The sequence below is a fragment of the Exiguobacterium profundum genome (assembly GCF_001909285.1).
Classification (GTDB): domain Bacteria; phylum Bacillota; class Bacilli; order Exiguobacteriales; family Exiguobacteriaceae; genus Exiguobacterium; species Exiguobacterium profundum.
In genome coordinates this window covers 2,524,836-2,540,818 of sequence record NZ_MRSV01000001.1, presented here as the reverse complement: position 1 = coordinate 2,540,818, position 15,983 = coordinate 2,524,836, and the positions used below count along the sequence as shown (strand labels likewise).

Sequence of the window (15,983 nt, the reverse complement as noted above, 5' to 3'; positions counted from 1 at the left end):
GAAATGAACAGTGATTCATTTTGAAAGGGGAATGAAAATGGAGACGATTCAATTGACGACACACAATGGAGTAGGGTGGTTGAAACTGAACCGACCTGAAAAGCTAAACGCCTTGAACGAGACGTTGCTTCGTGAAATGAAAACGGCAATCGACACATTTGAACAGGACGACGCGGTTCGTGTCATCGTTCTTGTCGGAGAGGGACGAGCATTCTCATCCGGACAAGATTTAACGATCGAGAGCGATGCGGACTATGGGGAATATTTAGAAGACGTGTATCATCCACTCGTACGTACGCTTTTCTCATGTCAGAAACCACTCATCGCAGGGATTCACGGTGTCGTGGCTGGAGCAGGACTCAGTTTGGCACTCGCGGCAGACGTTCGAATCGTCGCCAAGTCGACGAAGTTCAGCTCGGCGTTCATTAAAATCGGGTTGGTCGCGGATGCGGGCGGCCCATATCACTTACGTCGACTCATGCGCGACGACCTCGCATTAGATTGGCTCTGGAGTGGCAGTACGATTGACTCGGATGCCGCGCGTACATTCGGGCTCGTCACTGAGCTCGTGGAAGATGCGATGTATACGGAGCGATTGACTTCATATGCGGAGACACTCGCTAGGAAATCACCGGTCGCTGTTCAAGGGATGAAGGCGCTCATGCGAGCCGCTTCATTTGAGGACGGATTGAATGAAGAAATCAAATGGCAACGGAAGTGTGGGGACACGGACGTGCACCGCCAAGCGATGCAGGCATTCTTGATGAAATGAAAAAAGCGGCTGCGGCCGCTTTTTTACGTGGTTGATTTTGCTTCGAACTGGAAGCCTTTTTGTTGCCATGTCCCGTATTTCCAACGACGGAACGCGAAGAATCCGCGGAACCACTCATCGAGGGAGAAGGCGAGCCAAATCCCAAGGATGCCGAGTCCCATTTGAAGACCGAACAAGTAGCTGAACGCCACGGCGACGCCCCACATCGAGGCGATCCCGATCATGACCGGGAAGCGGACGTCCCCGACAGACTTCAATGACCCCATCAAGACGATGTTCATAGCGCGACCCGGCTCTAAAATGAGCGTCGCCCATAAGATCGGCACACCGACCGCGATGATGTCAGGGTTTGACGTGAAGAGACCGAGTAGCGATTCGCTGAACACCGCTAAACCGAGAGAGGCGACGAACGAAGCGAACATGGCAATCTTCAATGTCTTGACGGCACGATGATAGGCTTCTTTAAAACGTTTCCCTCCAATGTCCCGTGCAATCAAAAGCTGGGTCCCTTGCGCGACGGCGACTGTGAACAAGAAGGCAAGCATGGACAAGTTCATTACGTACACGCGAGCAGCGAGAGAAGCCTCGCCCATCGTCGCGATAAATCCAGTGATGATAATCTGTGAAGCTTGATACGACAAGTTCTCCCCGGCAGAAGGAACACCGATTTGAAGGAGTGACTGGATGTCGTCTTTCTTCGGACGAATCACTTCTTTTAACGGGAAGCGAATCATGAGTTTCCGTTTGACGAGCCAGAACAAGAGAACCATAGCGGCGAATCGTGCGATGACGATGGCCCAGGCGACACCGGCAACACCTGTGACCGGAAGTCCAAACCAGCCGGTCACGGCAAAGATGGCACCGACGGCGGTGATGATATCAATCAGAAGCGTCGCGAGCATGGCGTGTTTCGTCATCCCATGACTCCGGAGAATCGAACTGAGCGCCATGATGAGCGCTTCGGTGAATAACGACAAGCCGACGATTTGCAGGAACAACAACCCGTGCGTAAACAGTTCGTCTGATAGACCGAACAGGCGTAAGAACGTTTCGCCGAACAAGAAGATGACGACGACCATGATTGCACCGAGCCACATGTTCAAACTGACGGCGGAGCGGGCGAAGTCGCGACTCTTCTTCATGCGCTGTGCCCCGATGGCCTGACCGATTAAAATGGTCGCCCCGACAGACGTCACACTAAAGACAATTAAGAACACGTTTAAGATTTGGTTGGCAACCCCGACGGCCGAAGCAGCGGCGTCTGAGTAGTGAGCGAGCATCAATGTGGCGATGATCCCGGTTCCCATGTGGAGGGCAAGTTCGATGAAAATCGGCCACGACAGTTTGAACAGGGTCAGCTGTTCCGTTTGTTTCGTCTGCATGTAGTGTATTCTCCCTTTTCTCTATAATTCTTTCTATTAACTATTTGTTTTATAAAAATGTCAAAGGTCATCTTACTCCTTATGAAATGAAAAAGAAAGGGGTTTGCTAAATTATTTTCAACAAAAAAATCACCCGAAGGAATCAGGTGATTTTCGAATTTATTTCAATTTCAGAATAGCAGCACTGAATGGAGCGAGTTCGATTTCGAGTGAGTCGAGGTCACGGTCATGCAAGAGGTCCGTGGCGGCTCCTGTATAACCGAGCGGATTCAGTTTCGAGGCAGAGTCCGAGTTATTGAAGTACACCAAGTAAGTCTCATCTTTCGTACACCGCTCGATGATGACTGCATTGTTCGCATCGTCGACCAGGTTGAAGCGATATGAGCCGGCATTGGCGAGCGCAGGGTGTTCCTTACGAAGCTGGATGAGCTTTTGGATGTAGCGGAAGAGATTACGGTCTTCTTCGGCTTCATCCCACGGCATACAGCGACGGCAACCTGGATCTTGTTCGCCTTCGAGTCCGATTTCGTCCCCGTAGTAGATACATGGGCTACCCGTATAAGTCAGCATTGAAGTCATCAAGAGTTTGAACTTGCCTTTATGTCCTTTCGCTCGTGTCAACGCGCGGGGGGTGTCATGCGAATCGATCAAGTTGAACGTGACTTCGTTGACGTTCATCGTGTTCATCATCTCGACACGTGTCAGTTCGTTACGGAACTCCGAAGCGGTCGTCCGGTCGAGGGCGAAGTAGTTCAAGCTCGCGTTCGTGAACGGATAGTTCATGACGGCATCGAACTGGTCACCTTGTAGCCAAGGTTGTGAATCGTGCCAAATCTCTCCGAGAATATAAGCTTCCGGGTTCGCATTTTTGACGGCCTTACGGAAGTCACGCCAGAATGCATGGTCGACTTCGTTGGCAACGTCAAGACGCCATCCGTCGATGCCGAATTCTTCGACCCAGTAACGGGCGACATCTAATAAGTAAGCTTTTAATTCGGGATGTTCTGTATTGATTTTCGGCATGTTCTTTTCAAATGCGAACGTATCATAGTTCGGCTTCGGTTCTGTGACAACCGGGAAATCGCGAAGGTAGAACCAATCACGGTACTCAGAGGACGGACCGTTTTCGACGACGTCTTGGAACCATGGGTGATGATATCCGACATGGTTGAAGACCGCGTCGAGCATGACTTTGATGCCGTTCTCGTGCAAGAGGTCGACCATCTCTTTAAATTTTTCTTTCGTCCCGAACTGTGGATCGATTTCCATGTAGTCGAGCGTATCGTACTTATGGTTTGTCGTCGCTTTAAAGATCGGGCAGAAGTAGATGCCGGTGATCCCGAGTTCGACTAAATGATCGATATGGTCGATCACTCCTTGGAAGTCGCCACCGAAAAAGTTTGTCGTCGTAGGCTCTGTCGAGTTCCATGGGAGCGTCTCTTCAGAATCGAGCGAAGCATCGCCATTTGCGAAACGGTCCGGGAAGATTTGATACCAGACCGTATCCTTCACCCAAGAAGGCGCATGGAAGATATCGATTGGGTTGATGAATGGGACACAGAAGTAGTAACCCGTATCATCGAGCGGCTTCTCTTCGAACCATCCTTTTTCGGTATAAACGGCCGTCTCTTGTCCATCATTCAAACGGAAGCCGTAACGTAGACGTCGGAACGGCGGTTTGATGGAGATGAACCAATAGTCGTAGGCGTCGTCAAACCCGATTTTCTCCATTGGAGTCTCGTATGTACGCCAGTAGCTCGGCTTATCCGGATCGAAGTTCCACATGGCTGGGTCTTCAGCGTGCCAATCATAAGGGTCGTTCCAAATCAAATCGACAGATTCGATATCGCCTCGCTTCGTATGGAAACGAATGTGGATTGTCTCGCGATCATATTTGTAGACGAACGGGGACATGGCACGATGATAAATCGCTTCTTTCATCATAAGGAAAACATTCCTTTCTTTATAGGGGATGACATCATTTTACAACATCGGGAATCAAAGAGAACAGATGTTGCGAAAACGTTTGCTCAAGCAAAGGTTAATAAAGCGTTTACATTTTGTCAATTGCTGAAACGCATAAAAAGTGAAGAATTGAGAACAAACATTTAAAAATTACATAAATGGGTCAACAGACGTAAAAAAAGTGTAAAAAAAGACTTGTAAAACGCTTTCACAACTGTATAATAAAAATTGAGGTGAGGATGCAAACGTTTTCACTACCGTGTCAATTTCGTAGCGGAGTTTTAAAATTGACGTGGTCGTGCGATTGCGCAAATCTGACCATACTATTTCCTTGGGGAGGTTTTTCATCATGAAGATGAAAAAAATGGTAGCAGGACTTTCAACAGCAGTATTCGCATTCGGTGCACTTGCTGCATGTGGTGGCGGAACGGACAACGGATCTTCTAACGAAGGTGGTTCTTCAAGCGAGAACAAACCTGAAAAGATCGTCATCTGGGAAGACATCGAAAAGTCTGAAACAACGAAAGAAGTTGCGAAGGCGTTCGAAGAAGAGCATGGCGTAAAAGTTGAAGTTGTCGAAGTACAGATGACAGATCAAAAAGACAAGCTCGCGCTTGACGGTCCAGCTGGAAAAGGTCCAGACATCGTGCTCGTACCACATGACCAGATTGGTACAATCGCAGACCAAGGTCACTTGGCTCCAATCGCTGACGAAGGATCGCTTGACGCGTTCACAGACGCTGCGAAATCAGCTGTCATGTTCGATGGCCAAGCTTACGGATATCCAAAATCAGTTGAGACACCAGTTCTCATGTATAACAAAGATTTGATGGCTGAAGCTCCAGCATCTATGGACGACCTTTACAAGTTGTCAAACGATGTAAAAGCTGACGGCGAGTACGGATTCCTTGCACTTTGGGATAACTTCTACTTCGCACACGGTGTTGTCGCTGGATTCGGCGGATACGTGTTCAAAGAAGACGGTGGCGCACTCGACCCAGCGGATATCGGTTTGAACAACGAAGGCGCAGTTGAAGGATTCGAATACATCGGTAAATGGTACGAAGAAGGCCTCTTCCCTAAAGGGTTGATTGGAGAGTCTGGCGGCCAAGCGATGGACCAACTCTTCACTGAGAAGAAAGCTCACTCAGTCATGAACGGACCATGGGCTGTAGCTGGTTACACAGATGCAGGCGTGAACCTCGGAGCGGCTCCAATGCCAACACTTCCGAACGGTGAGCCAATCAAGACGTTCATGGGTGTGAAAACATATGCCCTTTCAGCTTACACAGAAAACCAAGAGTGGGCTGAAATGTTCCTTCAAGAGTTGACGAATGAAGAAAACGCATTGGCAATGTTTGAAGCATACAACGAGATCCCACCAGTAGCAGCACTCGAGTCGAACGAGACAATCACGTCGAACGAAGTTGCGAAAGCGGTATTCGACCAAGCAACAAACGCAATCCCAATGCCGAACATTCCTGAAATGGGACAAGTCTGGGAGCCAATGGCTCAAGCGCTTCAGCTTGTAGCAACTGGTAAACAAGATGCACAAAAATCTGCAGATGATGCAGTGAAAGTCATCGAACAACAAATCCAAGCGAACAACCAATAAGGAATTGAGATGACGGGGTACGCCACATGGCGTTCCCCATCATTTTCTAGCATTGAGCAAACGTTTGCTTGATTGATTTGCTCAAATCGAAAGGAGAAACTGAGGATGGCTGCAATTGCGAACCCTAAATCACCGGACCAACGCCCGGACAAGCCTACAAACCATGCTCGGAACGCGGGACTACTTTCCATCATTCCGGGACTCGGACAGTTATACAACAAACAATACGCGAAGGCGGTAGCGTTCTTTATCGTCGTCGTATCTTATTTTGCCGTAAACTATGATCTATTTTTCAAAGGGGCGGGCGCCGGACCAGGTGACCGTGGAGGACTTTGGGGATTGATCACGCTTGGTGAAGTGCCAGGACCTCGTAACGACCACTCCATCTTCTTGATGGTCGAGGGGATTGTCGCGTTAATTTTACTTTTCTTCGGAATCGCGTTCTATGTTTGGAACATTCGTGACGCCTATCGTGTCGGTCGCGCTCGTGATCAGCATCTAAACCTTCCATCGTTCCAAATGCAACTTCGCAACTTGCGTGACCATGGATTCCCATACTTAATGTTAATCCCATCACTCATTTTGTTAGTGTTTACAGTTATTCTTCCATTGATCTTCACGTTCTTGATCGCCTTCACGAACTATCGCTATAACAACGCACCACCAGCGAAACTCGTCGAATGGGTCGGATTCGAGAACTTCACGCGTATCTTTGAAATTGATATCTTCCGTGACACATTCGTCGGAGTACTCGGCTGGACGCTTGTCTGGACGGTCGCTTCAACGACAGGTGTCATCGCGATCGGAATCTTCCTTGCGGTGCTCTTGAACCAAGAAGGACTTCGCTTCCGTCGTTTGTTCCGTTCAATCTTGATTCTTTCATGGGCGGTCCCAGCATTCATCACGATCTTAATCTTCCGCTCGATGTTCAACGAGTCGTTCGGGGTGTTCAATACGACAATCTTACCGGCGCTCGGTCTTGACCCAGTCAACTGGATGACCGATCCGACGGCGACACGTACGGCACTCGTTCTCATTCAATGGTGGCTCGGCTTCCCGTTCATCATGACGCTCATGACGGGTGTGCTTCAGTCGATTCCTGGTGACTTGTATGAAGCGGCGACAATTGACGGAGCGACGATCTTTGATAAGTTCCGCTTGATCACATTGCCGATGCTCTTGTTCGCAACTGCACCGATCTTGATCACGCAGTTCACGTTCAACTTCAACAACTTCAACATCATCTATCTCTTTAATGGCGGTGGCCCTGCTGTACCTGGACAAACGGCCGGCGGTACCGACATCTTGATTTCTTGGATTTACAAATTGTCTCTCGGTGCCAACCCGCAATACGGACTTGCGGCTGCGATCACACTCATCTTGTCATTCTTCATCATGACGCTTGCCGTGATCCAGTTCCGTCGGACAAAATCTTTCAAAGACGAGGATATGATCTGATATGAAAAAACAAAAACGAATCAATTTGGCGATCTCGTATGTCATCTTGACGCTTGCGTCGATCATCATTCTCTATCCGATGCTTTGGGTTGTCGGCACATCGTTCAACCCAGGGCGTACGATTACGTCAACGATTATTCCAGCAAATCCTACGTTCATTCACTACAAAAACTTGTTTGACCTAACGATTTCGGATTATAGTTTATGGTATGTGAACACGTTGAAAATCGCTTTCATCACGATGGCACTCTCAGTCGTCTTGGTGACGATTACCGGATACGTCTTCTCACGTTACCGCTTCGTCGGACGGAAGAACTCGCTCGTCTTGTTCCTCGTCCTTCAAATGGTGCCACAGTTCGTTGCGATCATCGCGATTTATGTGTTGCTCAACATGCTCAACCTTCTTGACACACATACAGCGCTCATCTTGCTCTATGCGGGTGGTGCGATTCCGATGAACACGTACTTGGCGAAAGGGTACTTCGACACGATTCCGAAAGAACTTGACGAAGCAGCCCGCATGGATGGTGCTGGTCACCTCCGAATCTTTTGGCAAATCATCTTGCCGCTCGCGAAGCCGATTGTCGCAACGATTGCTCTCTTTAACTTCATGGGACCATTCAACGACTTTATCTTGGCATCGCTCGTCCTTCGTTCACCAGAGAAACAAACATTGGCAGTTGGTCTTTACAACATGATTTCGAAACAGTTCGATAATAACTTCACGTTATTTGCGGCAGGTGCAGTTCTATCAGCCCTTCCAATCGTCATCTTGTTCTTCATGTTCCAACGCTACTTCGTTTCTGGCCTCACAGCGGGTGGTACGAAAGGATAATACTCGTAAAAGGAGGAAGCGATATGAGGCGAGGCGTCGTGCTCGTGCTCCTGTCGCTTCTTTTGTTTCCGACCGTCGTCGGAGCAAAGGAAGCCGCTACTTGGGAACAAGAACGCATGTATTTTATTATGGTCGACCGATTTGTTGACGGAAATCCGGACAACAATGAACAGGTGGACAAAGATGATCCGAAAGCATTTCACGGTGGTGATATCCGTGGAATCATTGAGAAGCTCGATTATATCGAATCACTCGGCTTCACATCGATTTGGCTGACGCCCGTTTTTGAGAATATGCCGGACGGCTATCACGGGTATTGGATTAAAGATTTCTATAACATCGATCCACAGTTTGGAACGAAAGAGGATTTACAGGAACTCGTTCAGGAAGCGCACAAGCGAGATATGAAAGTCATTCTCGACTTCGTCGTCAACCATGTCGGTCCGAACCACCCGTGGGTTAAAGAAAAGCCGGAATGGTTCCATGAACAGTTACCGATTGTATTTTGGAAAGACCAGGAGCAAGTCGAGACGCACTGGTTGTTCGACTTACCTGACTTCAAAACAGAGGATCCGGAAGTCAAATCGTATTTGATTGATGCGGCGAAGTACTGGATCGAAGAGACGGACATCGACGGCTATCGCCTCGATACGGTTCGTCACGTCGATAAAGCATTCTGGAAAGACTTTGTCGAAGGTGTGCGGTCGGTCGACCCAGACTTTTACTTACTCGCCGAAGTGTTCGACCCAGATCCGCAATACGTCGCGCAATATGACGATCTCGGGTTCAACAGCATCACAAACTTTACATTTTATGACCGTGTGTCGAAAACGATGACGCAACAGCAAGCGAACGTCGACGAGATTGACGTTGCCGCAAGCTATGCCGAAACGTTCTTCAACGACCCGAATCAGATGGCGACATTCCTCGATAATCACGATGTCGAACGCTTCATGCATATGGCAGAACTCGGTGGTGTGGAATCGGCGGAACGACGCTTACGCCTCGGTTTGTTCGCGCTTTATGCGTCACCTGGTATGCCGATCGTCTTCCAAGGGACAGAAAATGCACAGACCGGTGGAGCCGACCCGGCGAACCGTGTCATGACGGAATTCCCGGGAAATGAGGAGTTGCATGAATACGTCGCGACCATGAACCGCATGCGGGAAGAGTATCCGGTCTTTGCGACAGGAGAGCAACGCATGATCGCCTCGGAAGATGGGATGGCTGTCTTCGAACGGAAAGACGGAGATGACGTTGCGCTCTATGCAATCAACATGAATCGTGACGATCGAGAGATTGAGATCGATGTCAGTGAAATCGGGGAAGATATGAGACTTCGTGGTCTTTTATTCTCACAACTGGTCACAGATCAGCGCGGAACGTTTACAATTGAACTATCTGGTGAAAGTGCGAACGCTTACATCGTTGAGGAATCTTCGGTCAATCCATGGATGATGGGCTTGCTCGTCGTTACGATTCCGATTTTCTTGACTGGTTTGGTCATGTGGAAGCGCCGCAAATAAAGACATGAAACGCCGCAAGGCACGAATCGAACTCACGGAAGCAGGGGGGAACACCATGCAAATCACAATCAAAGATGTGGCGAAGCACGCGAACGTCGCGCCGTCGACAGTCTCTCGCGTCATCGCCAACAGCCCAAGAATCAGTCAAAAGACAAAAGAACGGGTCAGAAGTTCCATGGAAGAACTCGGGTATCATCCGAACATTCATGCGAGAAGTCTCGCTAACCGCTCGACGCAGTCGATTGGTCTCGTCATGCCGAGCGCGGCAACAAAGACACTTCAAAACCCGTTCTTCCCGGAAGTGCTACGAGGAATTAGCACGAAGGCGCACCAGAATGGATACTCGCTTTATATGACGACCGGCGTGACAGAAGAAGAAGTTTTGTCCGGTGTGATCGAGATGGTTCAAGGACGCCGTGTCGACGGTGTCATCGTTCTTTATTCACGTGAAGACGACCAAGTCGTCCAATACTTACGTCAAACGAAGTTTCCGTTCGTCGTGGTCGGGAAGCCGTTCGGGGACGCTTCTTCTATCACTTACGTCGATACGGATAACTATTTGGCTGGTCGTGAAGTGACGAAGCACCTTTATAACCTAGGTCATCGTCGTATCGCCTTCATCGGGGGCTCGGATAAACTCGCAGTAACACAAGATCGTCGGAACGGGTACGCGACGGCCCTCATGGAAGCAGGCATCCCGGTATGCGAAGATTACATCGCCCGGGCCGAATTCATGACAAAGGGTGGCGCGAAGGCTGTCCGTGAGTTGTTGCAGAACGAGGAACCACCGACAGCTGTCGTCGTCAGTGATGATATGATGGCACTCGGTGTCATCAGTACGTTAAGCGAGATGGGGCTCAAAATCCCAGAGGACGTCGCGGTCGTTAGTTTCAATAACGTTTATATCGCGGAGCACTCGAACCCGCCGCTCACGTCGGTCGAAATTAACATCTTCGGTCTCGGTTTCGAGGCGACGAATTGCTTGATCGAACAAATCAGTGATAACGCTCCACCTTATGGGAAGCGTGTCATCGTGCCACATTATTTGGTCGTCCGCCAATCATGTGGGCAGAAGAAGAGTAAAGCGACGGAAACATTAGAATCGAATTCTTGATTGATCAGACGATTTCGCCATAGCGGAGTCGTCTTTTGCATATCCTTTTGATTGAAGCCTCATGAAGTAGGGAACAAGTTTCACGAAGGAATCGAAATCGAAAGGATGGATAGAGATGAGCGAAAGACGATTTGTCGGGACATTCGACACAAAAGAAAGCCTATTGTCAAAAATTAATGAGCTGAAAGAAAATGGCTACGATGAAGGGGAACTATTTGTCGTAACGGAGCGGGATGAAGCCGTTCACGTTCTTAAACGAGAGACGAACCTAAACGTAGAAGAAGGTGACACATCTTGGTTAGACAACCTCAACGGAGGGGGAAGCGAGGATCGGGATACGAAACAGGCGCTCACCGATTTAGGGATCGCGGACGACGAAATCGAACAGGCGCATTCTACAATCAAACAAGGGGGATATGCACTTGTCATCGACGAACCTGATACCGGATTCAATGATGGGCGAAGTGCGGTATTCGAGGGACACGAAGCGAATGCGGCGTTTGGTGATAATCCGGAAAATGGACAGAAAGATTGATTGAAACCGTCTCGATGAGAGGCGGTTTTTTTGATTGTAAAATGTGATGAAAAAAAGAAAGAAAAAGTTTTATGCAAACGATTGCATTCTCGTTTCAGTTGTGTAAAATGAAAGGTGAGATTAAATACAGCGCTTTCATAGACAAACGGTTGCATGAACTAGTTGTCCGTCGAAGGTAGCCTTGTAGAGAAAAAGGAGTGGCAGACAGATGAAACGATTGTTTGCAGTCGATGAATGGAAAGTAACAGAGGAAGGTCTTCACCCGAAAGAGAACCGTCTTGCAGAATCCATCACATCGCTCGGGAACGGGCATATGGGGATGCGAGGAAACTTTGAGGAAGATTACTCGAATGATACGCACCAAGGATTCTACGTGGCGGGCGTCTACTACCCGGACAAAACACGTGTCGGTTGGTGGAAGAACGGATACCCTGAATACTTTGCCAAAGTGTTGAATGCGACAAACGTCATCGGTCTCCGCGTGGTCATCAATGGTACACCGGTCGACTTGGCAAAATGGGAAGTGAAAGATTTCACTCGCGAGCTCGACATGCAGCGTGGTGTCCTCACACGGACGTTCACCTTGATGAACGGGACAGAAGAGACGAAAGTGCAAGTCGTCCGCTTCTTCTCGATCGTGGATAAAGAAGTCTTGGCAATCCGTTACAACGTCACACCAGTCAACTACGAAGCAAAAATTGAGTTCACTCCATATTTAGATGGCGATGTCGTCAACGAAGACTCGAACTACGATGAGAAGTTCTGGCTTCCGGTCGACCGTGGTGTGGAAGAGCGTTTCGCTTTCGTTACGACGAAGACGAAGAAACTCGACTGGCATGTCACGGCATCGATGATTGCGGACGTCGAAGGCGCTCGTTGTGAAGTGCTTGAAGCGACAGATTTGTTTGTTGCCAATAAATTCACGGTCAACGTAACGGCCGGTGAGACAGCGACAGCCTACAAGTATGTGTCGGTCGTCACGAACCGCGACCACGAGGTTGAAGCATTGCAGTCAGCTGGGATGACACGTGTCGAAGCGGCGTTTGAAAAAGGATTTGAGACACTTCTCGCTGAACAGACGGAAGCATGGCTCGCACGCTGGGAAGATGCGGATGTTCGCATCGATGGAGACATCGAGGCACAACAAGGAATCCGTTTCAACATCTTCAACATGTATCAAACATATACAGGTGAAGATTCACGTCTTAACATCGGTCCAAAAGGATTCACAGGTGAGAAGTACGGCGGTGCGACGTATTGGGATACTGAAGCCTACTGCCTCCACTTCTATTTGGCGACAGCCAAACCAGAAGTCTCATGGAACTTGCTCAAATACCGTCACAATCAACTGCCACAGGCAAAAGAGAATGCTGTGAAGAATGTCGGTATGGAAGGCGCGCTTTATCCGATGGTCACGATGAACGGGGAAGAGTGCCACAACGAGTGGGAAATCACGCATGAAGAGATTCACCGTAACGGTGCGATTGCCCATGCTATCTTCAACTATACGAACTTCACAGGCGACAAGTCGTACCTTGGACAATATGGATTGGAAGTATTGGTCGAGATCTCGCGTTACTGGGCTAGCCGCGTCAACTTTGTCCCGCACAAAGACGTGTATATGATCCTAGGCGTCACAGGTCCGAACGAATATGACAACAACGTCAACAACAACTGGTATACGAACTTGATCGCCGCATGGACGCTCGAATATACGCAGGAAGTGTACGACTACTTGAAAGAAGCAGAACCTGCACGTCTCGAAGAGCTCGTGTCGACACTCGGCATCACGGACGCTGAACTTGCGAAGTGGGCGGACATCCAAACGAAGATGTATTATCCAAAAGATGATCTCGTTCCAGATGTCTTCATGCAACAGGACGGATTCATGGATAAAGAGCAGATTTTGGTGGAAGACCTCGATCCGAAACATCTTCCACTCAACCAAAACTGGTCATGGGATCGCATCCTTCGTTCGAATTTTATAAAACAAGCTGACGTCCTCCAAGGACTCTATACGTTCGGTGACCGCTTCACGGTCGAACAGAAACGTGCAAACTTTGACTTCTACGAGCCACGCACGGTTCACGAATCGAGCTTGTCACCATGTGTCTACTCGATCATTGCAGCAGAAGTCGGTTATGAAGACAAAGCGGTCGAATTGTACCAACGTTCGGCGCGCCTTGACCTCGACAACTATAACAATGACACGGAAGACGGATTGCACATCACGTCGATGGTCGGTTCGTGGATGTCCATCGTTCATGGGTTCGCTGGAATGCGCATTCAAGAGGATAACCTCTCGTTCAGCCCGATGACTCCGAAAGATTGGAACGGTTACTCGTTCAATATGCTCTGGCGCGGCCATCACTTGACGGTCACATCATCACGTGAACAAGTGACAATCAAGCAAACAGGTGGTACAGACGTGACAATCCATGTGTATGGAAATCCGGTAACGGTTCCTGCGAATGAATCGATTACAATCGAGACAGTGAAAGCGTGACCAATCGTTTCATACGAACAAGCCGACCTCGGTCGGCTTGTTTTTGTGTGAAAAACTTATCGGATTTCCTGCATATTTGCTGTATGCAGCATGAATAATCTATGTTATCTTGATTCTTAGCTATTTTGAGAAAGGGGAGTTGAAGCTTGACGGAAGCCGTTAAAGAACATACACGAATCGGGGTTGTCTCGATCATCGGAGGATTGTTCGTTGCCTTATCCATGACATTATTTTTAATTCCAGCTGGCGTCTATTCGACAGGATTTACGGGTCTTGCCCAAATCTTGACGAAATTGTTAGAGGGTACACCGCTTGAATTAGGGGAAGGACTCTGGTTCTTTATTCTGAACGCACCACTGCTCGTCGTCAGTTATTTTATGCTCGGGCGGAACATGATGATCCATACGCTGGTCAGTGTCGCCTCGGTCACGTTGTTCATTCGTTTGCTTCCGCAATCGCAGCTTCTCTCGGACGATCCACTTTTGAACGCTGTATTTGGCGGTGTGCTCTTGGCAATCGGCTCGGGGATCACGATTCGGTATGGAGCCTCGACGGGTGGCTTTGACATCGTTGCGCTGATTCTCGCGAAGTTTACGAACAACTCGGTTGGGGTCTATCTCTTCTTGATGAACATGATGATTGCCCTCGCAGCAGGTGCCTTGTTCGGATGGCCGACAGCGCTTTATACGATCGTCTTCTTGTATGTGACGTCAAAAGTCATCGATGAGATTTACACGAATACACAACGTCAAACGCTCTTCATCGTGACGAATCACCCGGACGAGGTGACAAAGGAACTACATCAACACGTGTTCCGCGGGATCACGCTCATGCCGGCAATCGGGACGTACTCGAAAGTCGAGAAAGCGACGCTCATGATGGTCGCGCAACGACACGAGGTGCGTGAGATCACGCGCATCTGTAAGGATGCAGACCCATCGGTTTGGATCAATATTTTACCGACAGAGGACGTCGAAGGGACGTTCCGTCGCTAAACATGAATGAATCACAAAAAGCACCGACTTTTCTAAGTCGGTGCTTTCGTTATGCCTTGATGCCAAGTCGCTCTTCCAAGAAGAGGGCGATCCCGTCATCCATATTTGAAGCCGTCACTTCGTTGGCTACATTCTTCAATTGGTCGATGGCGTTCCCCATCGCGACACCGGTACCGACATAGTCGAGCATCTCGAGGTCGTTCTCTTCGTCACCGAACGCGATAATGTGCTTCCGGTCAATGTTTAAGTGCTTCGAGACCTCTTGAAGCCCAAGTGCCTTCGATGTGTTTTTGCTCATGACTTCAATCATATGTTCGGGCATACGCCACTGACGGTTCAATACCGCCTCCGCATGAATGTCGTCGAGTTGGGTGCGGACGTGCGCGACGTGATCTTTTGTCGCATGAATCAATAAGGACGTCGGCTCGTCCTGCAAATGCTTCAACAAGTTACCTGATGTGACGCTGAGCGCACGTTCTGCATATGGACTATAGAACTCTTGCGGGTCTTTTTGGAAGTAGACGTGGTCCGTCACTTCGACGACGATATTGTGTGCCTTCGTATCCGCTACTTCTTCAATGATGTCATGGGCGGTCTTGAGCGGAATCGGTCGGTGTGTCACCGCATAGTTCGCATCTTTCGGGTGATGTACGAGCGCACCGTTGAAGTTGACGAGTGGCGTCGTCAATCCCATTTGCTCATAATACATGATCGAATGGCGCTTTGGACGCCCTGTGGCGATCATGACTTCATGACCAGCTTCACGCGCTGCTTGAAGAGCGCGGAGGTTTCGTTCGCTGATTGTTTTATCATCTCTTAATAACGTTCCATCTAAATCGACTGCGATTAAATAACGTGACATCAGTCATCCTCTTTTCTTCACAATGATGTTTCTACGACCGTATCACATTTTTCGATTTGACGGAAAGAATATACAATCGAAGTCGCATATTCTATTCGAACAATGCTATACTAATGTCGTATGAATTTTTACGAATCATCTGTGAGATGGAGGGGACGTTCAATGCGTTATTTAGTGACATTGATCTGGGCGATTGTGCTCTCAAATACAGCGGTATTTATCATTTCTGCCGTTGATGGTGTAGAGTTCAACGCGATGCTCGCGACAGGATTTGGCGTGGCCATCACAATCTTCGTTGCAATTCTCGATGTCTTGAATCAAGACATGGGAATCAGCGACGTTGCACAAGAGAAGTAAGCCGTCTACAATCAAACTGACTCGTGCATGAGTCAGTCTTTTTTCTTTATCCAACATAGAG

Annotated in this window: 13 protein-coding genes; 10 read left to right on the top strand and 3 right to left on the bottom strand. The window is 48.8% G+C overall.

The features are described from left to right. Positions 1 to 37: 37 nt before the first annotated feature. Positions 38 to 772 carry an enoyl-CoA hydratase/isomerase family protein gene (locus BBB58_RS13100; RefSeq protein WP_074037644.1) on the top strand — a complete coding sequence of 245 codons (735 nt, stop codon included), beginning with the start codon at positions 38 to 40 and terminating at the stop codon, positions 770 to 772. A 23-nt stretch (positions 773 to 795) separates the two neighbouring features. On the opposite strand, the gene BBB58_RS13095 is transcribed toward BBB58_RS13100, so the two are convergent. Together BBB58_RS13095 and BBB58_RS13090 are read right to left on the bottom strand one after the other, a co-directional pair. Next, on the bottom strand, positions 796 to 2,154 hold the full coding sequence (locus BBB58_RS13095) for an MATE family efflux transporter (RefSeq protein ID WP_074037643.1): 1,359 nt from the start codon (positions 2,152 to 2,154) through the stop codon (positions 796 to 798). Positions 2,155 to 2,313: 159 nt separating this feature from the next. Next, entirely contained in the window at positions 2,314 to 4,098 is a 1,785-nt protein-coding gene (locus BBB58_RS13090; protein WP_074037642.1) for a glycoside hydrolase family 13 protein, read from the bottom strand. A gap of 370 nt (positions 4,099 to 4,468) precedes the next feature. Here BBB58_RS13090 and BBB58_RS13080 point away from each other — a divergent pair, with 370 nt between their 5' ends. The 8 genes from BBB58_RS13080 (at position 4,469) to BBB58_RS13045 (ending at position 14,703) form a co-directional block, all read left to right on the top strand. Continuing rightward, positions 4,469 to 5,734, top strand: coding sequence for an extracellular solute-binding protein (locus BBB58_RS13080; protein ID WP_074037640.1), 1,266 nt, complete (start codon positions 4,469 to 4,471; stop codon positions 5,732 to 5,734). A 105-nt stretch (positions 5,735 to 5,839) separates the two neighbouring features. Then, a complete protein-coding gene (locus tag BBB58_RS13075; RefSeq protein WP_015880983.1) occupies positions 5,840 to 7,192 on the top strand; it encodes a sugar ABC transporter permease in 1,353 nt (450 codons plus the stop codon). Position 7,193: 1 nt separating this feature from the next. Further along, positions 7,194 to 8,027: a sugar ABC transporter permease gene (locus tag BBB58_RS13070; protein ID WP_074037639.1), complete on the top strand. Its 834-nt coding sequence runs from the start codon at positions 7,194 to 7,196 to the stop codon at positions 8,025 to 8,027. Positions 8,028 to 8,050: 23 nt separating this feature from the next. Beyond that, a complete protein-coding gene (locus tag BBB58_RS13065; protein ID WP_074037638.1) occupies positions 8,051 to 9,553 on the top strand; it encodes an alpha-amylase family glycosyl hydrolase in 1,503 nt (500 codons plus the stop codon). A 55-nt stretch (positions 9,554 to 9,608) separates the two neighbouring features. Next, positions 9,609 to 10,667, top strand: a complete 1,059-nt coding sequence (locus tag BBB58_RS13060; protein ID WP_015880986.1) for a LacI family DNA-binding transcriptional regulator — start codon at positions 9,609 to 9,611, stop codon at positions 10,665 to 10,667. 115 nt (positions 10,668 to 10,782) lie between these two features. Next, positions 10,783 to 11,202 carry a YflT domain-containing protein gene (locus BBB58_RS13055; protein WP_074037637.1) on the top strand — a complete coding sequence of 140 codons (420 nt, stop codon included), beginning with the start codon at positions 10,783 to 10,785 and terminating at the stop codon, positions 11,200 to 11,202. A gap of 208 nt (positions 11,203 to 11,410) precedes the next feature. Next, positions 11,411 to 13,708: a glycoside hydrolase family 65 protein gene (locus tag BBB58_RS13050; protein WP_074037636.1), complete on the top strand. Its 2,298-nt coding sequence runs from the start codon at positions 11,411 to 11,413 to the stop codon at positions 13,706 to 13,708. Positions 13,709 to 13,854: 146 nt separating this feature from the next. Further along, entirely contained in the window at positions 13,855 to 14,703 is an 849-nt protein-coding gene (locus tag BBB58_RS13045; RefSeq protein ID WP_031421243.1) for a YitT family protein, read from the top strand. 49 nt (positions 14,704 to 14,752) lie between these two features. Here the strand turns inward: BBB58_RS13045 and BBB58_RS13040 are convergent, their stop codons facing one another. Beyond that, entirely contained in the window at positions 14,753 to 15,565 is an 813-nt protein-coding gene (locus BBB58_RS13040; RefSeq protein WP_074037635.1) for a Cof-type HAD-IIB family hydrolase, read from the bottom strand. Between the two features lie 162 nt (positions 15,566 to 15,727). Between BBB58_RS13040 and BBB58_RS13035 the strand changes: the two genes are divergently transcribed. Continuing rightward, positions 15,728 to 15,922, top strand: coding sequence for a YjzD family protein (locus BBB58_RS13035; protein ID WP_015880991.1), 195 nt, complete (start codon positions 15,728 to 15,730; stop codon positions 15,920 to 15,922). Positions 15,923 to 15,983: the final 61 nt, after the last annotated feature.